Annotated in this window: 17 protein-coding genes; 10 read left to right on the forward strand and 7 right to left on the reverse strand. The window is 69.7% G+C overall.

Features of this window, described 5'->3' with window-relative positions; genetic code table 11:
• The first annotated feature begins 4 nt into the window (after positions 1-4).
• The 3 genes from EBE87_RS16390 to EBE87_RS16400 are packed head-to-tail and all read left to right on the forward strand — an operon-like array spanning position 5 to position 3,644.
• Complete coding sequence (locus EBE87_RS16390; protein WP_120638269.1) at positions 5-1,012, forward strand: ABC transporter permease; 1,008 nt, start codon at positions 5-7, stop codon at positions 1,010-1,012.
• Positions 1,009-1,881 carry an ABC transporter permease gene (locus tag EBE87_RS16395; protein ID WP_120638270.1) on the forward strand — a complete coding sequence of 291 codons (873 nt, stop codon included), beginning with the start codon at positions 1,009-1,011 and terminating at the stop codon, positions 1,879-1,881. The genes EBE87_RS16390 and EBE87_RS16395 overlap by 4 nt, the downstream gene beginning before the upstream one ends.
• Positions 1,881-3,644 carry an ABC transporter ATP-binding protein gene (locus EBE87_RS16400; RefSeq protein WP_122140074.1) on the forward strand — a complete coding sequence of 588 codons (1,764 nt, stop codon included), beginning with the start codon at positions 1,881-1,883 and terminating at the stop codon, positions 3,642-3,644. Before EBE87_RS16395 ends, EBE87_RS16400 begins: the two co-directional genes overlap by 1 nt.
• Here EBE87_RS16400 and EBE87_RS16405 read toward each other — a convergent pair.
• The 6 genes from EBE87_RS16405 to EBE87_RS16430 are packed head-to-tail and all read right to left on the reverse strand — an operon-like array spanning position 3,636 to position 8,487.
• Positions 3,636-4,133 (reverse strand): hypothetical protein, encoded by a 498-nt coding sequence (locus EBE87_RS16405; protein WP_120638914.1) that lies wholly within the window; start codon positions 4,131-4,133, stop codon positions 3,636-3,638. The two genes, EBE87_RS16400 and EBE87_RS16405, sit on opposite strands and share 9 nt — an antisense overlap.
• Positions 4,130-4,651 carry a hypothetical protein gene (locus tag EBE87_RS16410; protein WP_233553264.1) on the reverse strand — a complete coding sequence of 174 codons (522 nt, stop codon included), beginning with the start codon at positions 4,649-4,651 and terminating at the stop codon, positions 4,130-4,132. Before EBE87_RS16410 ends, EBE87_RS16405 begins: the two co-directional genes overlap by 4 nt.
• Before the next feature lie 48 nt (positions 4,652-4,699).
• A complete protein-coding gene (locus EBE87_RS16415) occupies positions 4,700-5,479 on the reverse strand; it encodes an ABC transporter permease (protein WP_120638916.1) in 780 nt (259 codons plus the stop codon).
• A complete protein-coding gene (locus EBE87_RS16420) occupies positions 5,476-6,324 on the reverse strand; it encodes an ABC transporter permease (protein ID WP_120638935.1) in 849 nt (282 codons plus the stop codon). Before EBE87_RS16420 ends, EBE87_RS16415 begins: the two co-directional genes overlap by 4 nt.
• On the reverse strand, positions 6,324-7,373 hold the full coding sequence (locus EBE87_RS16425; RefSeq protein WP_120638917.1) for an ABC transporter ATP-binding protein: 1,050 nt from the start codon (positions 7,371-7,373) through the stop codon (positions 6,324-6,326). The genes EBE87_RS16420 and EBE87_RS16425 overlap by 1 nt, the downstream gene beginning before the upstream one ends.
• 1 nt (position 7,374) lies before the next feature.
• On the reverse strand, positions 7,375-8,487 hold the full coding sequence (locus tag EBE87_RS16430) for a polyamine ABC transporter substrate-binding protein (RefSeq protein WP_120638918.1): 1,113 nt from the start codon (positions 8,485-8,487) through the stop codon (positions 7,375-7,377).
• A gap of 271 nt (positions 8,488-8,758) precedes the next feature.
• Between EBE87_RS16430 and EBE87_RS16435 the strand changes: the two genes are divergently transcribed.
• The 7 genes from EBE87_RS16435 to EBE87_RS16465 all read left to right on the forward strand — a co-directional run bounded on the left by EBE87_RS16435 (position 8,759) and on the right by EBE87_RS16465 (position 15,831).
• The gene (locus EBE87_RS16435) at positions 8,759-9,412 is read left to right on the forward strand and encodes a hypothetical protein (RefSeq protein WP_120638919.1); all 654 of its coding nucleotides are present in this window, start codon (positions 8,759-8,761) and stop codon (positions 9,410-9,412) included.
• 54 nt (positions 9,413-9,466) lie between these two features.
• The gene (locus EBE87_RS16440) at positions 9,467-11,914 is read left to right on the forward strand and encodes a glycosyl hydrolase family 28-related protein (RefSeq protein WP_120638920.1); all 2,448 of its coding nucleotides are present in this window, start codon (positions 9,467-9,469) and stop codon (positions 11,912-11,914) included.
• A 1-nt stretch (position 11,915) separates the two neighbouring features.
• Complete coding sequence (locus EBE87_RS16445) at positions 11,916-13,145, forward strand: hypothetical protein (protein ID WP_120638921.1); 1,230 nt, start codon at positions 11,916-11,918, stop codon at positions 13,143-13,145.
• Between the two features lie 34 nt (positions 13,146-13,179).
• The gene (locus EBE87_RS16450; protein ID WP_120638922.1) at positions 13,180-13,554 is read left to right on the forward strand and encodes a phage tail fiber protein; all 375 of its coding nucleotides are present in this window, start codon (positions 13,180-13,182) and stop codon (positions 13,552-13,554) included.
• A gap of 59 nt (positions 13,555-13,613) precedes the next feature.
• Positions 13,614-13,799, forward strand: a complete 186-nt coding sequence (locus tag EBE87_RS16455; RefSeq protein WP_120638923.1) for a hypothetical protein — start codon at positions 13,614-13,616, stop codon at positions 13,797-13,799.
• Positions 13,796-14,245, forward strand: a complete 450-nt coding sequence (locus EBE87_RS16460) for a glycoside hydrolase family protein (RefSeq protein WP_120638924.1) — start codon at positions 13,796-13,798, stop codon at positions 14,243-14,245. The genes EBE87_RS16455 and EBE87_RS16460 overlap by 4 nt, the downstream gene beginning before the upstream one ends.
• A 218-nt stretch (positions 14,246-14,463) precedes the next feature.
• Positions 14,464-15,831 carry an HWE histidine kinase domain-containing protein gene (locus EBE87_RS16465; protein ID WP_158600914.1) on the forward strand — a complete coding sequence of 456 codons (1,368 nt, stop codon included), beginning with the start codon at positions 14,464-14,466 and terminating at the stop codon, positions 15,829-15,831.
• 15 nt (positions 15,832-15,846) lie between these two features.
• Here EBE87_RS16465 and EBE87_RS16470 read toward each other — a convergent pair whose 3' ends face one another.
• Entirely contained in the window at positions 15,847-16,164 is a 318-nt protein-coding gene (locus tag EBE87_RS16470) for a hypothetical protein (protein ID WP_120638926.1), read from the reverse strand.
• Between the last annotated feature and the right edge of the window lie 451 nt (positions 16,165-16,615).

Here is a 16,615-nt window from a genome sequence, read left to right on the forward strand (position 1 = left end):
TCGCATGCTGGGCTATATCCTCCGCCGTATCCTGCTGCTGGTGCCGGTGCTGCTGGGCCTGTCGCTGCTGGTCTTCGCCATCGCCCGGCTGCTGCCAGGCGACCCGGTGGCGCTGGCGGCGGGGCCGAATGCGACGGCGGCGGATGTGGCCTCGGTGGCGCGCGAATTCGGGCTGGATCAGCCCCTGCCCCTGCAATACTGGAACTACCTGACCGGCATCCTGCACGGTGATTTCGGCGTCTCCATCTTCACCCGCCGCCCGGTGGCGGAGGATCTGGCCGCCTTTCTGCCGGCGACGCTGGAACTGGTGCTGGCGGCGATGTTCCTCGCCATCGGCTTCGGCATTCCACTGGGGCTGATGGCGGCGGTCTTCCGCAACAGGTGGCCGGATTTCCTGTCGCGCACCGTCTCGCTCGGCGCCATCTCCATGCCGCGCTTCTTCCTGGGGCTGGTGTTCCAGTTGTTCTTCGCGATGTGGCTGGGCTGGCTGCCACTGTCCGGCCGCTTCCCGCTGATCGAGGAACCGCCGCCCACCGTGACCGGGTTGCTGACGGTGGATGCCGTGCTCTCCGGCCAGTTCCATGCGCTGGGCATCGCGCTCTCGCATCTGGCGCTGCCTGCGATTGCCATGGCGCTTTCCCCGCTCGCCACCATCATGCGGATGATGCGCGCCTCGACCATTGAGGTGCTGCAACAGGATTACGTGCTGACGGAACGCGCCCTCGGCCTCAGCCAGCGGCTGATCCTGTTCAAATACGTGCTGAAGAATGCCATCTCCGCCACGCTCACCGTCATCGGCCTGTATTTCGGCTGGCTGCTGGGCGGCACGGTGCTGGTGGAGACCGTCTTCGACTGGCCCGGCATCGGGCTCTACGCCACCCAGGCCGTGCTGACGCAGGACTTCATGCCGATCATCGGCGTCACGCTCTGCATCGGCGCCATCTTCGTGACCGTCAATCTGGTGGTGGACATGCTCTACGGCCTGCTGAACCCGAAGGTCCGCTACCAGTGAGCGCTACCGCCCATCCCCGCGTCGAAAGCTGGCGGCGCGGCTTCTACCGCTTCCGCCAGAGCTGGGTGTCTGTTCTTGGCCTCCTCATCGTGCTGGTGCTGCTGGTGCTGGCCATCGGCGGCGCGCATCTGACGCCCTTTCCGCAGCATATCCAGGGCGTGGTGGATACCAGCTCCCGCCTGCAACCGCCTTCCATGTCCTATTGGTTCGGCACCAACGAACTGGGGCAGGATGTCTTCTCGCTGGTGGTGGCCGGCACGCGCATCTCGCTGCTGGCGGGCATGGCGGTGGTAATCGTGGGTGCCGCCTTCGGCGTCTTCGTCGGCGCCCTTGCCGGCTTCTTCGGCGGCTGGGTCGATGAGGTGCTGATGCGCATCGCCGACCTGAAGCTGACCATTCCCGGGCTGATCCTGGCCATGGCCGTCGCCGCCGCGCTGGGGCCGGGGATCGTCAACATGATCTTCGCTATCGCCCTCTCCTGGTGGCCCGGCTACGCGCGGCTGGTGCGGGGCGAGGTGATGGCCAAGCGCGAGGAAACCTTCGTGCTTGCCTCCCGCGCCATGGGTGCCGGCACGGGGCGGCTGCTGTGGCGGCATATCCTGCCCAATATCGTCTCGCCGATCATTGTGAAGATGTCGCTGGACATGGGCTTCGCGATCCTGACCGTGGCCTCGCTGGGCTTCATCGGCATCGGCGTGAAGCCGCCGACGCCGGAATGGGGCTCCCTCCTCTCCGTCGCGCGGGTGAACATGCCGGATTACTGGTGGACGGCCATCTTCCCCGGCCTCGCGATCTTCCTGGCCGTCTTCGGCTTCAACCTGCTTGGCGATGGTCTGCGTGACCTGCTGGACCCGAAGGCGCGCCGCTGATGACTGACGATACCCTGCTGGAGATCAAGGACCTCCACCTCGCCATGCGCTCCTTCGAGGGCGAGGTGCAGGTTCTCAACGGCGTCTCCTTCGCCGTGAAGCGCGGCGAGATCTGGGGCATCGTGGGGGAGACAGGCTCGGGCAAGTCGCTCACCGGCCTCTCCGTCTCCCGCCTCGTACCGACGCCGCCGGGCCGCTACCTCGGGGGCAACGTGCGCTTCCAGGGGCGCGACATGCTCGCCCAGACGGAAGAGACGATGCGGACCCTGCGCGGCCGCCGCATCGGCATGATCTTCCAGGACCCCACCACCAACCTGAACCCCACCTTCCGCATCGGCACGCAGCTGGTGGACGTGGCGATGCACGCGGCACGGCAGGACCCTGCCCTGTTGGGGCTGGCGCCCGGTGCCTCCCGCCGCGCCATGCGGCAGGCGGCTGAGAAGCACGCCGTCGCCATGCTGGAGAAGGTCGGCATCCCCAATGCCGCCGCGCGGGTGAACGACTACCCGCACCAGTTCTCCGGCGGCATGAAGCAGCGCGTGCTGATCGCCATGGCGTTGATCGGCCGGCCCGACCTGTTGATCGCGGATGAGCCGACCACGGCGCTGGATGTTTCCGTACAGGCTCAGATCCTGCGGCTGATCCATGGGCTGGTGGAGGAGCACAATCTCGGCGTCCTCTTCATCACGCATAATCTCGGCGTGGTGGCGCAGCTCTGCACCCATGTGGCGGTGATGTATGCCGGCGCCATCGTGGAATCCGGCCCGGTGCGGGAGGTGCTGAAGCACCCGCAACACGACTATACGCGCGGGCTGCTGGCCTCCGTGCCCAAGCCCAGCATGAAGCGCGGCGAGCTGCGCGGCCTGGCCGGCGGCGCGCTGGCCGCCGAGCCCCTGGCGCCGCCGCCGCCCCGGCCGGCGCCGGGCGGCACCATCCTCTCCATCGAGAATGTGGTGAAGGAATTCCCCGGCGCCCGGCGCGGCTTCTTCGACCGCGCGCCGCCGGTGAAGGCGCTGCAGGATGTCAGCCTCGATGTTCGCAAGGGCGAGAGCTTCGGGCTGGTGGGGGAATCGGGTTCCGGCAAGACCACCCTCACCCGCTGCATCCTGCAACTGGAGAAGGTGAGTTCCGGCCGCATCGTCTATGACGGCATCGACCTGACGGCGCAGACGCCGCAGCAGATGCAGGCGCTGCGCGCGCGCATCCAGATCGTGTTCCAGGACCCCTACGCCTCGCTGAACCCGCGCATGACCGTGCGCGACATCATCGCAGAGCCGATGGAGATCCATCACGACAAGATCGCGCTTTCGCCGCGCCAGCGCACGGACCGGGCGGCGGAGCTGTTGCAGCAGGTTGGCCTGACCACGCAGCACCTGAACCGCTACCCGCATGAATTCTCCGGCGGGCAGCGGCAGCGCATCGGCATCGCCCGCGCCCTGGCGCCAAAGCCGGATTTCCTGATCCTGGATGAACCCACGAGCGCGCTGGACGTGTCAGTGCAGGCGCAGGTGCTGAACCTGCTGCACGACCTGCAATCGCGCCTAGGGCTGACCTACTTCTTCATCAGCCACGACCTCGGCGTCATCCGCTACATTTGCGACCGCGTGGCGCTGATCCACCATGGCAGGCTGGTGGAACAGGGCGAGACGGAAGAGGTCTTCACCGCGCCGCGGAGCGACTACGCCAAGATGCTGCTGGCGGCGATGCCGGACCCGGACCCGGACCTCTCGCCGCTGCGCAGGCCCGAGCTGGCGCTACTGTAGCACGCCCCAGCGCTCCACCGCCGGCTCGGCGCTCGCCCATTTCCACTTGCCGTCCTGCAGGCAGGTGGTGGCGATGATGGTGATGCGCTCCTCCACCTTCTCGCCGATGCCGATCGCGACCTCGCGGCATTCGGCCAGGGGCGTGTTGATCAGCCGCACCACCTGCACGCTGCCCTGCGCGTCGCCATAGCCGAAGGGCAAGGCGTGCTCGACCTTCCAGTCGGCCACGGTACCCAGCGGAATGGCGCCGGCGGTGGCGGAGATGCTGTCCTGCTCCCCACGCGCGATGCGGCGGGAGACATATTGCAGCGTGGCGGTGACGGCGGCGCGGATGCCGACGCCCACCGCATAGCCCACCGCCGCATTGCCGGTGGCGATGCCCGCCGTGACACCGGAGACACCACCCACAATGCCGCCCGCCGCCTGGCAACCCGCCAGTGGCAGGGCGACCACCAGCACGGCGGCGGCCCGCCGCGCGGCGGGGCTCACTGCAAGGCTCCCCACCGCTCCGTGGCTGGCTCGGCGCTGGCCCATTTCCATTGTTCGCCGTTGCGGCAGATGGCGGCGGTGTAGAAGGCCTTGTGCGGCCGCACCACGCCATCGACTTCCTGCACCTCGCTCTCGACCGAGAAGACGATCTCGCGGCATTCGAGGCCGAGGCCGCCGATGTCGCGCGAGACTGTTACCTGCCCGTGGCGGTTGGGCTGCACCGGCACCTGATGGCGGACGCCCCAGGCCGCCACCTTGCCGATGGCCAGCGGCCCGGCGGCATTGGCGATGCTGTCCTGCTCGGCGCGCTGGGTGCGGCGCTCGGCATATTGCAGCCCGGCCTGGGCCAGGGAGCGGACGCCAAGGCCGATACCGGCTGTGACCGCGCCATTGTCCGTGATCGCATCCGACAGCGAGGCGCCGGCGATACCGGCAAGATCGGCGGTGCCTTCCCGCAGCAGTGACTGGCATCCCCCCAACAGAAGCAGTCCCGAAAGCAGCACAGGCACAGCTCTCACCACCGGCAATGGCCTTCTCCCTTTCGTATGGCCGCCTTCCGCGTGCCCTTAGTTCCCCACACGCCGCAGCGCCCAGCCCGCCACGCCGCCCACCAGCAGGGCCAGCGCCAGGATGACCACGGCCAGCGCATTCACCTCCGGCGTCAGCCCCAGCCGCAGCATGGAGAAGACCACCATCGGCAGCGTGGTGCCGGCGGGGCCCGATACGAAGCTGGCCACCACCACGTCATCCAGCGAGAGCGTAAAGGCCAGGAGCCAGCCCGCCAACAGGCTTGGCAGTATCAACGGCAGCGTGATCGTGCGGAAAGCCACCCAGGGCGTGGCGCCGAGGTCGCGCGCCGCATCCTCCAGCGAGGCATCCATGCCGGCCAGCCGCGCCTGCACCACCACGGCGACATAGGCCAGGCCGGTGGTGGCATGGGCCAGCAGCACGGTGGTGGCACCGCGCTCGGCCGGCCAGCCGGTGGCGGCCTGCAGCAGCACAAAGCCCAGCAGCAGGGACAGGCCGGTCACCACTTCCGGCAGCACCAGGGGCGCGCCGGCCAGGGCGCCGAAGATCGCCCGGCCTGCGAAAGGGCCGCGCCGCGCCAGCACCCAGCCGGTGGCGCCGCCCAGCAGCACCGCCAGGGTGGCGGAGCCCGCGGCGATTCGCAGGGAGAGCCAAGCGGCCTCCCGCAGCCGGTCGTTGGCGGCGAGCGCCGCGAACCAGCGCAGGGAGAAGCCACCCCACTGGAAGGGCACGCGGCTGTCGCTGAAGGCATAGCCCGCCAGCAGCAGCACCGGCAGCCACAGGAAGCCGAGGCCGAGCCAGAGGCCGATCCGGGTCATTGCCGCGCCTCCAGCCGCTGGAACAGGCGGATGGGCAGGATCAACACCAGCAGCAGCGCCACCGCCAGGGCGGCGGCCACGGGCCAGTCGCGGTTCTGGAAGAATTCCTGCCACAGCACGCGGCCGACCAGCAGCGCCTCGGGCGGCCCCAGCAGTTCCGGGATGACGTATTCGCCGGCGGCGGGAATGAAGACCAGCAGAAAGGCCGCCACCGCCCCCGGCGCCGCCAGTGGCAGTGTGACGGTCAGGAAGACAGTGGCCGGACGGGCGCCGAGATCGGCCGCCGCATCCTCCAGCGTCCGGTCCAGGCGGGAAAGGCTGGCGTAGAGCGGCAGCACCGCGAAGGGCAGATAGGCATGCACCATGCCCAGGAACATCGCCGTGTCGGAATAGAGCAGCGGCAGCGGCGCATCGATCCAGCCGAGGCCACGCAGCAACCCGTTGATCCAGCCCTCGTCGCGCAGGATGCCGGTCCAGGCGCCGATGCGCGGCAGGAAGCCGGTCCAGAAAGGCAGCAGCACCGCCATCAGCAACAACGGGCGGCGGCGTGGCGTGGCGCGGGTGATGCCCAGTGCCATGGGGAAACCCAGCAGCAGGCAGAGCGCCGCCGTTCCCCCCGCCACCCGCAGCGATTGCAGGAAGGCGGAGAAGTAATAGTCGTCCTGCACCAGCAGGCCGAGCGGCTCCCAGTTCGGCTGCCAGCCGGTGGCGGCGGAATAAGGCAGCACGAAGGGCGGCACGCCATCGCCGGGCTGGGAGATGGCCAGCGCCAGCACCACCAGCAGCGGCAGCGCCACGAAGCCCAGCAGCCACAGTGCTGGCACCAGCAGCGGGATGCGCCGCATCAGCCGGCCAGCGGCACCAGCGCCGCTGCCTCCCACCGCAGGTCCAGGGCAGTGCCGGGCGGCGGCGGTGGGCCGTCCTCCTCGGCATGACTGACGCGCAGCAGGGCGCCACCGGCGGCACGCACCAGCAGCAGGCTGTCGTCGCCGCGAAACGCGACATCCTCCACCACGCCGCGCGCCGTATTGGGACCGCTGGCGCCGGGCTGGGCCAGGATGCGCTCCGGCCGCAGGGCGCAGGCCGTGGCGCCAGGGGGCATCGGCTCAGCCGGACGCAGGCTGGCGCCCAGGGTAGGACAATCCAGCCCCCCTGCCCCGTCCGGCTGGCCTTCCAGCACATTGGCGGCGCCGAGGAAATTGGCCACGAAGCGCGTTGCCGGCCGCTCGTACACGGCGCGTGGCGGGCCAAGCTGCACCAGCCGCCCGGCTTCCAGCACCGCCACGCGGTCGGCCAGGGCCAGGGCCTCGTTCTGGTCGTGCGTTACCATGATGAAGGAGGCACCGGTGCGGCGTTGCAGGGCGCGCAGCTCGAAGCCGGTGCGTTCGCGCAGGTTGGCGTCCAGCGCGCCCAGCGGCTCGTCCAGCAGCAGCAGGCGCGGGCGTTTCACCAGCGCCCGCGCCAGGGCCACGCGCTGGCGCTGGCCGCCGGAAAGCCGGTGCGGCATGCGGGAGGCAAAGCCGGCCAGCCCCACCATCTCCAGCGCCTCGGCCACCCGTGCATCGCGTTCGGCGCGAGGAACGCCATCCCGCTTCAGGCCATAGGCGACATTCCCCTGCACCGAGAGATGCGGAAACAGCGCATAGGACTGAAACATCATGTTCAGCGGCCGCGCATGCGGCGGCACCGGCACCAGGTCGCGCCCCTCCATGCGGATGCTGCCGGCATCCGGCTGCTCGAACCCCGCCACCAGCCGCAGCAGGGTGGACTTGCCGGAACCGGAACCGCCCAACAGCGCCAGGAATTCCCCCGGCTCCACGCGCAGGTCCAGCGCCTCCAGCGCCGCGATGCCGCCGAAATGCTTCGAGAGCCCGGCGATCTCCAGCAGGCTCAATTCAGCGCCCGGCCTTGAAGCGGTTCCAACTGCGGCCATAGGCCCGCGCGGCGCTGGCCGGCAGCGCCTGCACCGTGAAGGTGCGCGCCAGCATCTCCGGCGTCGGGTAGATATTGGGGTCGTTGCGCACATCCTCCTGCACCATCGGCGTGGCGGCGGTGACGGCATTGGGGTAGCGCACCTGGTTGGTGATGCCGGCCATCACCTCCGGCCGCAGCAGGAAGTTGATGAAGGCGTGGGCGCCCTCCGGGTTCGGGGCATCGGCGGGAATGGCCAGCATGTCGAACCAGAGCTGCGCGCCTTCCCTGGGCTGCACATAGCCGATCTCGACACCGCGCTTCGCCTCCCGCGCACGGGCCTGCGCCTGGATGGCGTCGCCGGAATAGGTCAGCGCCACGCAGTATTCGCCATTGGCCAGCGCATCCAGGATGCTGCTGCTGGCGGTGATGGCGCGCACATGCGGGCGGATGGCCAGCAGCGCTTCCTCCGCCACGCGCAGGTCGGCGGTGTCGCTGCTGTTGGGGTTGCGGCCGGCCCATTTCAGCACGGTGGGCAACACGTCGATGGCGGAATCCATCACCGCGATGCCGCAGCCGGCCAGGCGGCGCGCATTCTCCGGCTTCATCAGCAGGTCCAGGCTGTCCAGCGGCGCATCGGGCGCCAGGGCACGGACGCGGTCGGGGCGGATGGCCAGGCCGATGGTGCCGTAGAGATAGATGGCGCCGAAGCGGTTGCCGGGGTCGCTGCTCTCCACCTGCTTCAACAGCGCCGGGTCCTGGTTGCCCCAGTTGGGAATCTTGCCGCGGTCCAGCGGCAGCAGCGCGCCGGCCTTGGCCAGGCGGGCGAAGGTGGGCTCGCTGGTCGGCACCACGATGTCGTAGCCGGACCGCCCGGCCGAGAGCTTGCCTTCCAGAGTCTCCAGGCTGTCGAAGACATCGTAGCGGATCTTGATGCCGCTCTCCTGCTCGAACTTCGCCACCGCGTCGGGGTCGATGTAGTCGGACCAGTTGTAGACGTTCAGCGTCTTCTCCGCCTGGGCGGCGGCGGGATGCGGCAGGCTTCCGGCCAGGAGGGCGGCGGCGCAGAGCGAGGCGGCAAGCAGACGGCGGAGCATGTCGGGCCCTTCCTGACAGCGGGGAGCAAGCGGCCAGCCTAGCGGCGGATTGCGCCACGGCTCAATCACCGCGCTTCTCGGGGCATGTATATAGGATTTTTTTCTTGACTAAAGGTTGGAATTCCTGTCTATTCCGGCCGTCACCGGGCGAACTGCGCCCTGACCATTTCCCCGTCCCACGAAGCCCCCATCCGCCCGCGCCCGGCCTGCCCGCCTCCCGTGGGCGGGCTGTTCGCGCGCGCCTCCCGCCAGCCCGTCCCAGGAGACGCGCATGCCCTTCGACGCCCGCAACCTCACGCCGCTGGATTCCGCCGGCGGCTTCACGATGTGGCTCTACACCACCACGGATACCCGTGCCGCCGTGCTGGCCCAGGGCTACTTCGCCTCGGCCGCCGGCAAGCTGATGCCGGGCCACCTGATCCTGCTGCAGACCTCGGATGCGCTCAGCCTCATTCCCGTGCGCAGCAATGGCGCTGTGGGCAACGGGCTGGTGCTGGATGCCACCGCGCCGCCGGTGCGCATCACCACCGGCGCCGCGCTGAAGATCCTGTTCCGCCTGGGCGCCGCCACGGTGCAAACGCGCACCGTGGCGCTCGATCCGGTGCCGGCCGGCCTCTACATCGGCCGCTCCTTCACCGTCTCCGCCCGCGTCACCGGGCCAGTCGCCACGCTGGTCTTCTCCATCGTCAACGGCAGCGGCGCGGTGGTCGCGGGGCCGGTCTCGGTCAGCGCGCTGTCGGGTTCCGCCTCCGTCACCTTCACGGCGCCCGCCCCAGGCTCCGGCTACCGCGTCGTGGTGCGGGATGCCGGTGAGCCGCTGGTGACGCAGACCTCCACCTCCTTTGTCGTGACCGAGCCCTATGTCCTGCTCACCGAGGCCGGCAACACGATGCTGATGCAGGACGGCGGCGAATTGCTGATCTGAGCGGCCCTCAGCTCCCCTCCCCGCGCGCCCACCCCCTGAAGGACCCCCGCCCCGATGGCCAATTCGAAGATCTCTGAACTTCCCACCGCCGCGACCCTCGCCGATGCCGATATCGCCGCCCTGGTGCAGGGCAGCGCCGCCCTGGCGGTGACGCGCCGCACCACCATCGCCGCCATGCGCAATGCCATGCTGGCCGACCGCCCGCTGCATGTGCGCGACTATGGCGCGGTGGGCGATGGCATCACTGACGACACCGCCGCCTTCCAGCGCGCGATCGACACCGCGGCGGCGCAGGGTGGCGGCGTGGTGCTGCTGGGGCCGCGCCGCTACCTGGTGTCCGGGGGCGACATCACGGTGAAGAACGGGGTCTTCCTGCGCGGCCGCACCAGCGCCGGCGGCTGGCGCCAGAATGGCGATTTCACCAGCGTCAACCACGCCATCCTGCTGGACCCCGCGCGCACCATCCGCGTGCAGCGCAATGGCGGGCTGGAAGGGCTGGCGGTGCTGCGCCGGGGCATGACGGTGCCTACCAATCTGCGCGAGGGGCTGGATGCCATGGCCGCCTTCGCCGGCACCGCCATCACGGTGGGCGATGGCAGCGGCGGCGGCGGCAATGGCAACGGCGCGGATACCACGCTGGCGGGGTTGCTGATCCTGGGCTTCAACTGGGGCATCTACAGCCATGGCAATGCGCGCCTGCGCGTGAAGGACGTGCTGGGCGATGCGCGCAACGGGCTTTTCATCGGCAATGCCTTCGATGTCTGCCGCATCAGCGAGGTGAACTGGCACCCGCTCGTCACCACCGGGCGCATCTGGTCCAATACGCGCATCGCCATCGGCAATGTCACTGACAATGGCGCCGGGCGCTTCCGTGTCACGCTGACCGGCGAGCACAGCCTGAAGACCGGCGAGCTGATGAACATCTCCGAGGTGCGCAGCAGCGGCTGCCCCGGCCTTTATGGCCGCTGGTCCGTCACGGTGGTGGATTCCACTCGCGTGGACCTCGACAATTCCACCTATGTTGCCGGCTGGAGCTCCGGCGGTGCCGCCTATATCCAGCCGAACCGCCGCCTTGGCACCGCCTTCACCGTCACCAGCACCGACATGGCGTCCTTCCAGAACTGCTTCGAATACGGCCACGACATCGGCTTCGACATCTATGGCGACGTGCATGCCTGCACCTTCGCCAATATCGGCGTGGATGGCTGGGTGGATGCGGCGGACCCCACCACCGTCGGCATCCGCCTCAGCGGCACCACCCAGCGCAACAAGTTCATTGGCGGCTTCCTGTCCTCCAAGGGCGTTTCCGTGCAGGTCTCGACCACGGGCACGGAGCAGCACGAGATCATCGGCGTCGATGTGACCGGCGGCGCCCGCCGCATCGTGGAAGTGCTGGACGGGCAGGTTTCCTTTGTGGGCTGCGACTTCACCGGCGGCCCCGGCACCGGCAACCAGACCATCGCCGCCATCCACCTGGCGGAAGCGGCGGGCAATGTCATCGTCACCGGCTGCGATACCCGCCCCGTGACCTTCACCGCCGACAGCGCGGCGGCGATGAAGCGCATCAGCCTCGCCGCCAACCGCCATACCACGGAAAGCACCAACCGCATCGCGGCGGGGCGGGTGGAGATCGCCTCGGTGTCCGATACCGCCGCCATCGAGACGCGGCTTTCCGCCGATGCCGATGGCGCGGTGAATATCCACAAGCGGGGCGGCAACGGCGCGCAGTTGCGGCTGCTGGATGCGGCCGACAAGCCGGCGGCGAGCTTCACCCTCTCCGGCACCGATGTGAACTTCGCAGGTGAAATCGGCAACAACCCGAATGCGGCGCTGAGCCTGGGCGGCGCCGGCATGACGCAGCCGCAGACGTTGCGGCTGCGGCGCCTTTCCGCCAGCCCGGCGGCCAACGACCGCATCGCGGTGCTGGAAGCCAATGGCAACAACAGCGCCGCCGCCGAGCAGACCTTCGCCCGCCTCGCCGCCGTGGCGGAAAACGTGACGACTGGCGGCGAGGCCGGCGCGCTGGTCTTCGAAACCCGCGCGGCGGGTACGGTGGCCGAACGCTTCCGCATCTCCTCCACCGGCACCGCGACGCTGAAGGGGCCGCTGGTGCTGCCGGGAGACCCGGTGGCCAACCTGCATGCCGCCACCAAGCGCTATGTCGATGGCCAGTTCACCGAGCGCCGGCTGGCCACCCTGCTGCTTTCCGCCGCCACCGCCCTGACCCATGCGCTGCACAACGGCCGGATGCTGATCGCCAATGCCGGCACCACGCTGTCGCTGAGCTGGGCCAATGCGGGGGATGGCTTCTCCTGCACCGTGGTCAACCGCCTGGGCACGGACCTGGCGCTGTCGCTCTCGGGCTTCACCGTCAACACGGCGCCCACCAATGCCGACGGCTTCACCAGGATCCGCGCCGGCGGCATCGCCTCGCTGCTCGTCTACTCGCCCGATGGCGGCACCACGAAGATCTGCCACCTGACGGGGGCGGGAGCCCCCTGACATGAACCTTTCGTATTTTCCGGCCGGTACGCTGGAGGGCCATGCGGCCCTCCGCGTGCTGGGGCCAGACAATCCGGGCCGGCTCACAGTCGGCCGCGCGGGCAGCGCCACGACACTGACCGCAACATCCTCGGTGGCCACGGCCACCGCCAACCTGCCACGCTTCAGCGGCGCGGCCCGGCGGCTGCTGGTGGAAGGGCGGCGCAGCAACCAGATCCGCAACGCGCGCGGCGAAGGCGCTGTTCCCGGCCCCTATTCCAGCGGCGGCGCGCTGCCGGGCTTCTGGGGGCTCAACGGCGTCACGCCGGCCCTGCTGGAGATCCTCGGCACCGGGGAGGAGGACGGGCTCAACTACACGGATATCCGCGCGGCGGGCAGCAGCACCTTCGCGCTGCGCTTCGGTGCGCCGACCGAGGCGGCCGCCGCCGCCGGGCAGAGCATCGCCAGCGCCGTTCATGTCCGTCTGCTGGCCGGCGCGCTGTCGGATGCCGCTCTGCTGGAAGTGGACTTCTTCGCCAACAACGCTACCTCCATCAACAAGATCGCGATCGCGCCCACGGGCGCGCGCCTGGCGTCGCAACGCTTCACGAATGTCTATGTGTTCCCGAGCGCTGTCAGCATCGTCTCCCGCCTCCGCTTCAGCGGCAGCTACGATGTGTCGCTGCGGATCGCGGCGCCGACGCTGGAACCCGACGCCGCCTTTCCATCCTCGGTCATCCTGCCTCCCGCTGGCGCTCCGGCGGTCTCGGCCCGGGAGGCTGACCAGCCGGCCTGGGCACCGGCCGGCGGCTTCGGCGCGCAGGGCACGCTGGTGGTACGGGCCATGCTGCCGCAGCTGGCGCCCTTCGGCGCCTCCCAGGGGCTGTGGCAGATCGACGACGGCACGGACCAGAACCGCATCGCGCTGCGCAACACCTCCGCCGGCTCCGCCATCACCGGCGTGGTGGACCTGGGCGGCACCAACCTGGCCACCCTCTCCCCCGGCAACATGACGCCCGGCGTGCCTTTCCGTGCCGCCTTTGCCTGGGCGCCCGGAGACCAGGCGCTCTGCCTTTCCGGCGGCGAGGTGCAGACCGCCGCCGCCGTCCTGCCCACCGGCCTCACCCGCCTGCTGGTCGGCCATGCTTCCACCCAGCTCAACCGCGCCGCCTTCGGCGAGGTGGAACTGCTGGACTACCGCCCCACCCGCCTGCCCAACGCCATGCTGCAGGCCCTCTCCGGCGCCGCCTGAGCGGCAGCCGGCCTTTTCCGAAGGAGCGAGACCCATGCCCGTCCTGACCGATTACGCCCGCAATCTCGTCGCCCGCGCCATCTGCGCCCGCGGCCCTTCCCTGCCTGCCGCCGTCTATGCGGCGCTGGGCACCGGCGGCACGGTCGCCAATGGCCTGTCCGGCGAGCCCGCCGGCAATGGCTATGCCCGCCAGAAGGTCGTCTTCACCGGCACCGGGGAGCAGCGCAATGCCGAGGCGCTGCGCTTCGTCTTCACCGCCGCCGCCGGCACGCTGACGCATGTCGGGCTCTACGACGCTGCCGCCGGCGGCAATGCCCTGGCCTTCGGGCCGCTGACGCAGACCGCCCCTGTCTCCGGCGCCGGCACGGTGACGCTGGCGGCCGAGGCGCTGACCATCGGCGCCGAATAGCGCCCCGCCGGCCGCGTCGCGCGGCCGGCAACCTCCTCCCCCAGCAAGGACCTCATCCGATGCGCTATCTCCTCGACCGTATGGCCGAGCCGGGCACGCTGCGCTCGCTCGCCGTCGTGGTCTTCGCGATCAAGGGCATCGTGCCGGATGCCGGCACGATCCAGGGCTTTGTCGATGTCTCCATCCTGCTGCTCGGCACCATCTCGGCCCTGATGCCCGAGGGCAGCAAGGCGGCCCGGTCTTGAGCACGGCACCCAGCTCACTGGCCGCGCTGCTGCTGCGGGAGGAAGGCCTGCGGCTGACGGTCTACGACGACGCCACCGGCCAGCCCCTGCTGCCCGGCAGCACGCTGCGCGGCCATCCCACCATCGGTATCGGCCGCTGCCTGGACCGGCGTGGCATCACGACAGCCGAAGCCCTGGGACTGCTGGAGAACGACCTGGCCGAGGTTCGTACGGCTGTGGCAGCGGCGCTGCCCTGGGCGGCGGAACTCACCGACAACCGCCGCATGGTGCTGGAGGCCATGGCCTTCCAGCTCGGCCTCGCCGGGCTGCTGGGCTTCAAGGGCACCCTGGCCGCCCTGCGGCGCGGCGACCACGAGGCCGCGGCGGCAGGCATGCTGGCCTCGCTCTGGGCACGGCAGACACCGGCGCGGGCGCAGCGCATGGCCATGATGATGCGCGCCGGCTGAGCCTCTCCCCAGCCCGGCGAAAAGCGAAGGCGTGTGCTTTTCGCCGGGCCGGCCTATATATGCCGGCCCATGTCTTGTCACAGCGCCGGGATGCCAGGCCTCGCGGCGCAGGTGGCCGGTGGCCGTCGCTCCGCTTGTTCAGGATCATGCCTTAGTTGCGCCACCACACGCCTTTGCGGCAGAAGGTCATGCGGCGCCTGCCGCGCCGGCATCTTTCCATGCCGCGACGCTATGGCCTCGCGGCGCTGATGGTATTGGCGGCGGGCGGCATCCGGCTGGCACTGCCCGTCATCGGCCCGCCCTACCTGTTCTTCATCCCGCCCGTGATGGCGGTGGCCTTTCTGCTGGGCAACGGCCCCGGCCTCTTCGCCACCGCCCTGGCCACGCTGCTGGCCGTGGGCCTGTTCATTCCCCCCTACTACACGCTGCAGATCCCCTTCGAGCAATGGACGGCGACGGCGCTCTTCGCCCTGGTCGCCGCCGCCCTCGCGCTGGTCTGCTCCGCCTTCCGCCGCACCCTGGATGCCCGGGACGCCGATCTCGCGCAATTGCGGCAGGCCCTTGCCGATGCGGCAGACGGCCGTGCGGCGGCCGATGCCAGCAACGCCTTCCTCAGCGGCGTGCTGGCCAGTTCCGCCGACTGCATCACCGTGCTGGACCTCGATGCCCGCCTGACCTTCATGAGCGAGGGCGGCCGCCGCAGCATGGAGGTGGCGAATTTCGCCACCATCCACCATGCCCCCTGGCCCGAGCTGTGGCAGGGGGAGGCAAGGGCCGAGGCGGAGGCCGCCGTGGCCGAGGCCCGCGCCGGCCGCGCCGCGCGCTTCCAGGGGCTGGCGCATACCATGCGCGGCCGGCCGCTGTGGTGGGACGTGGCGGTGACGCCCATGCTGGACGGTGACGGGCAGCCGGAGCGGCTGCTCTGCGTCGCGCGCGACATCACGGCGCAGCGGCGGCTGGAGGAACAGCAACAGCTGCTGAACCAGGAACTGAAGCACCGGCTGAAGAATACCCTGGCCATGGTGCAGGCGGTGATGAACCAGACGCTGCGCCAGTCCCGCTCGCTGCCCGAGGCACAGGAGGCGCTGGAGGCGCGCCTGGTGGCGCTGAGCGGCGCCCATGGCGGGCTGCTGGACATGCAAAGCCAGGGTGCCGAGATCCATGAGGTGGTGCGCGCCGCCCTGCTGCCGCATGAGAGCCGCGCCAGCGCCTTCCGAGTCGAGGGCCCTTCGCTCCGCCTCTCCTCCCGCTGCGCCCTGGCCCTGACGCTGGCCCTGCATGAGCTGGCCACCAATGCCGCCAAATACGGCGCCCTTTCGGCCGAGAACGGGTGGGTGTCGCTCTCCTGGCGTATCCTGCCGCCTTTCGATGGCGCCGAGACCACCTTTCAGCTGCGCTGGCAGGAAAGCGGCGGCCCTCCGGTGCAGCCCCCGGCCCGCGCCGGCTTCGGCAGCTTCATGATCCGCCGCACCCTGCCGGGCTATTTCGAGGGCAGCGCCAACCTCGACTTCCGGCCTGAAGGATTGCTCTACCAGCTTGAAGGGCCGGTGGCCTCATTGCACGAAGGGCAAGGCCAGCAGGGCTGAGGCGCGCGCGGCTGGTCAGAACTGCCGGCGCAGGCTCGGCGCGATCTTCCGGCTCAAGCCCGGTTGTTCCATGTCGGCCTTCAAGCCGTCCCGCCGGAACCTGCGGATGATGTCGATATCGTCATGCCCAAGCTCGCAACGCGCGATCGCGGCGGCAAGCCGGTCCTCGGCCGCGTCCTGGGCGTCTCCAGGCGGGTACCGCGCCACGACCACAGCCATCAGGCACAAGGAGGTGAAACGGGTGCCGGGCGGCACCGAGCCCAGGCCTTGTTCCGTCACCGCCAGTGCGAAGCCCAGTTCCGCTTCGGATATCAGACCTCCCTTCCGCTTCATCAGCCTATCCCCTGTACCCCGTGAAGAGCCCCGGCCAACGGCCGCAGCTTGCGTCCAGCCTCAGGAAGCCCTGAATCGGGGCAGCTCAACGTCCCGAGTAGGGTTTTGTTGTGGCGCGGTGCTGCGGCTCGGGCCCGGAAATGGCCTGCTGCCTGAGAAGCGGCCGGGGTGGGAGCTGTAGCGCTGCCCGAGAGCCAACCCGTGAAACAGGCAGGATCGACGCCCAGCGACCGCGTGCCTGCGATGTGGCGGAAATCAGCGCCTCCCGGCCAATTCTGTGCATCCCGGCGCATAATGGGGGTTGCGCGCCACCGAGCCAGACCTCAGGAAGCGCCGCATACCGACGGTCCTGCTGCTGTAGCTCAGCGGTAGAGCACTCCCTTGGTAAGGGGCTCCCGCGACACTTCTAACCACATGAATTATCTTGACGATTTTCGGCATTGCGGGCGCT

The sequence above is a fragment of the Teichococcus wenyumeiae genome (assembly GCF_003696345.1).
Taxonomy (GTDB): domain Bacteria; phylum Pseudomonadota; class Alphaproteobacteria; order Acetobacterales; family Acetobacteraceae; genus Pseudoroseomonas; species Pseudoroseomonas wenyumeiae.

What these genes read in the sequence shown, in the direction of transcription:
- EBE87_RS16390 (WP_120638269.1), top strand. Translation starts at nt 5, where the DNA reads ATGCTGGGCTATATCCTCCGCCGTATCCTGCTGCTGGTGCCGGTGCTG.
- EBE87_RS16400 (WP_122140074.1), top strand. Translation starts at nt 1,881, where the DNA reads ATGACTGACGATACCCTGCTGGAGATCAAGGACCTCCACCTCGCCATG.
- EBE87_RS16415 (WP_120638916.1), bottom strand. Translation starts at nt 5,479, where the DNA reads ATGACCCGGATCGGCCTCTGGCTCGGCCTCGGCTTCCTGTGGCTGCCG.
- EBE87_RS16420 (WP_120638935.1), bottom strand. Translation starts at nt 6,324, where the DNA reads ATGCGGCGCATCCCGCTGCTGGTGCCAGCACTGTGGCTGCTGGGCTTC.
- EBE87_RS16430 (WP_120638918.1), bottom strand. Translation starts at nt 8,487, where the DNA reads ATGCTCCGCCGTCTGCTTGCCGCCTCGCTCTGCGCCGCCGCCCTCCTG.
- EBE87_RS16435 (WP_120638919.1), top strand. Translation starts at nt 8,759, where the DNA reads ATGCCCTTCGACGCCCGCAACCTCACGCCGCTGGATTCCGCCGGCGGC.
- EBE87_RS16440 (WP_120638920.1), top strand. Translation starts at nt 9,467, where the DNA reads ATGGCCAATTCGAAGATCTCTGAACTTCCCACCGCCGCGACCCTCGCC.
- EBE87_RS16445 (WP_120638921.1), top strand. Translation starts at nt 11,916, where the DNA reads ATGAACCTTTCGTATTTTCCGGCCGGTACGCTGGAGGGCCATGCGGCC.
- EBE87_RS16450 (WP_120638922.1), top strand. Translation starts at nt 13,180, where the DNA reads ATGCCCGTCCTGACCGATTACGCCCGCAATCTCGTCGCCCGCGCCATC.
- EBE87_RS16455 (WP_120638923.1), top strand. Translation starts at nt 13,614, where the DNA reads ATGCGCTATCTCCTCGACCGTATGGCCGAGCCGGGCACGCTGCGCTCG.
- EBE87_RS16465 (WP_158600914.1), top strand. Translation starts at nt 14,464, where the DNA reads ATGCCGCGACGCTATGGCCTCGCGGCGCTGATGGTATTGGCGGCGGGC.
- EBE87_RS16470 (WP_120638926.1), bottom strand. Translation starts at nt 16,164, where the DNA reads ATGAAGCGGAAGGGAGGTCTGATATCCGAAGCGGAACTGGGCTTCGCA.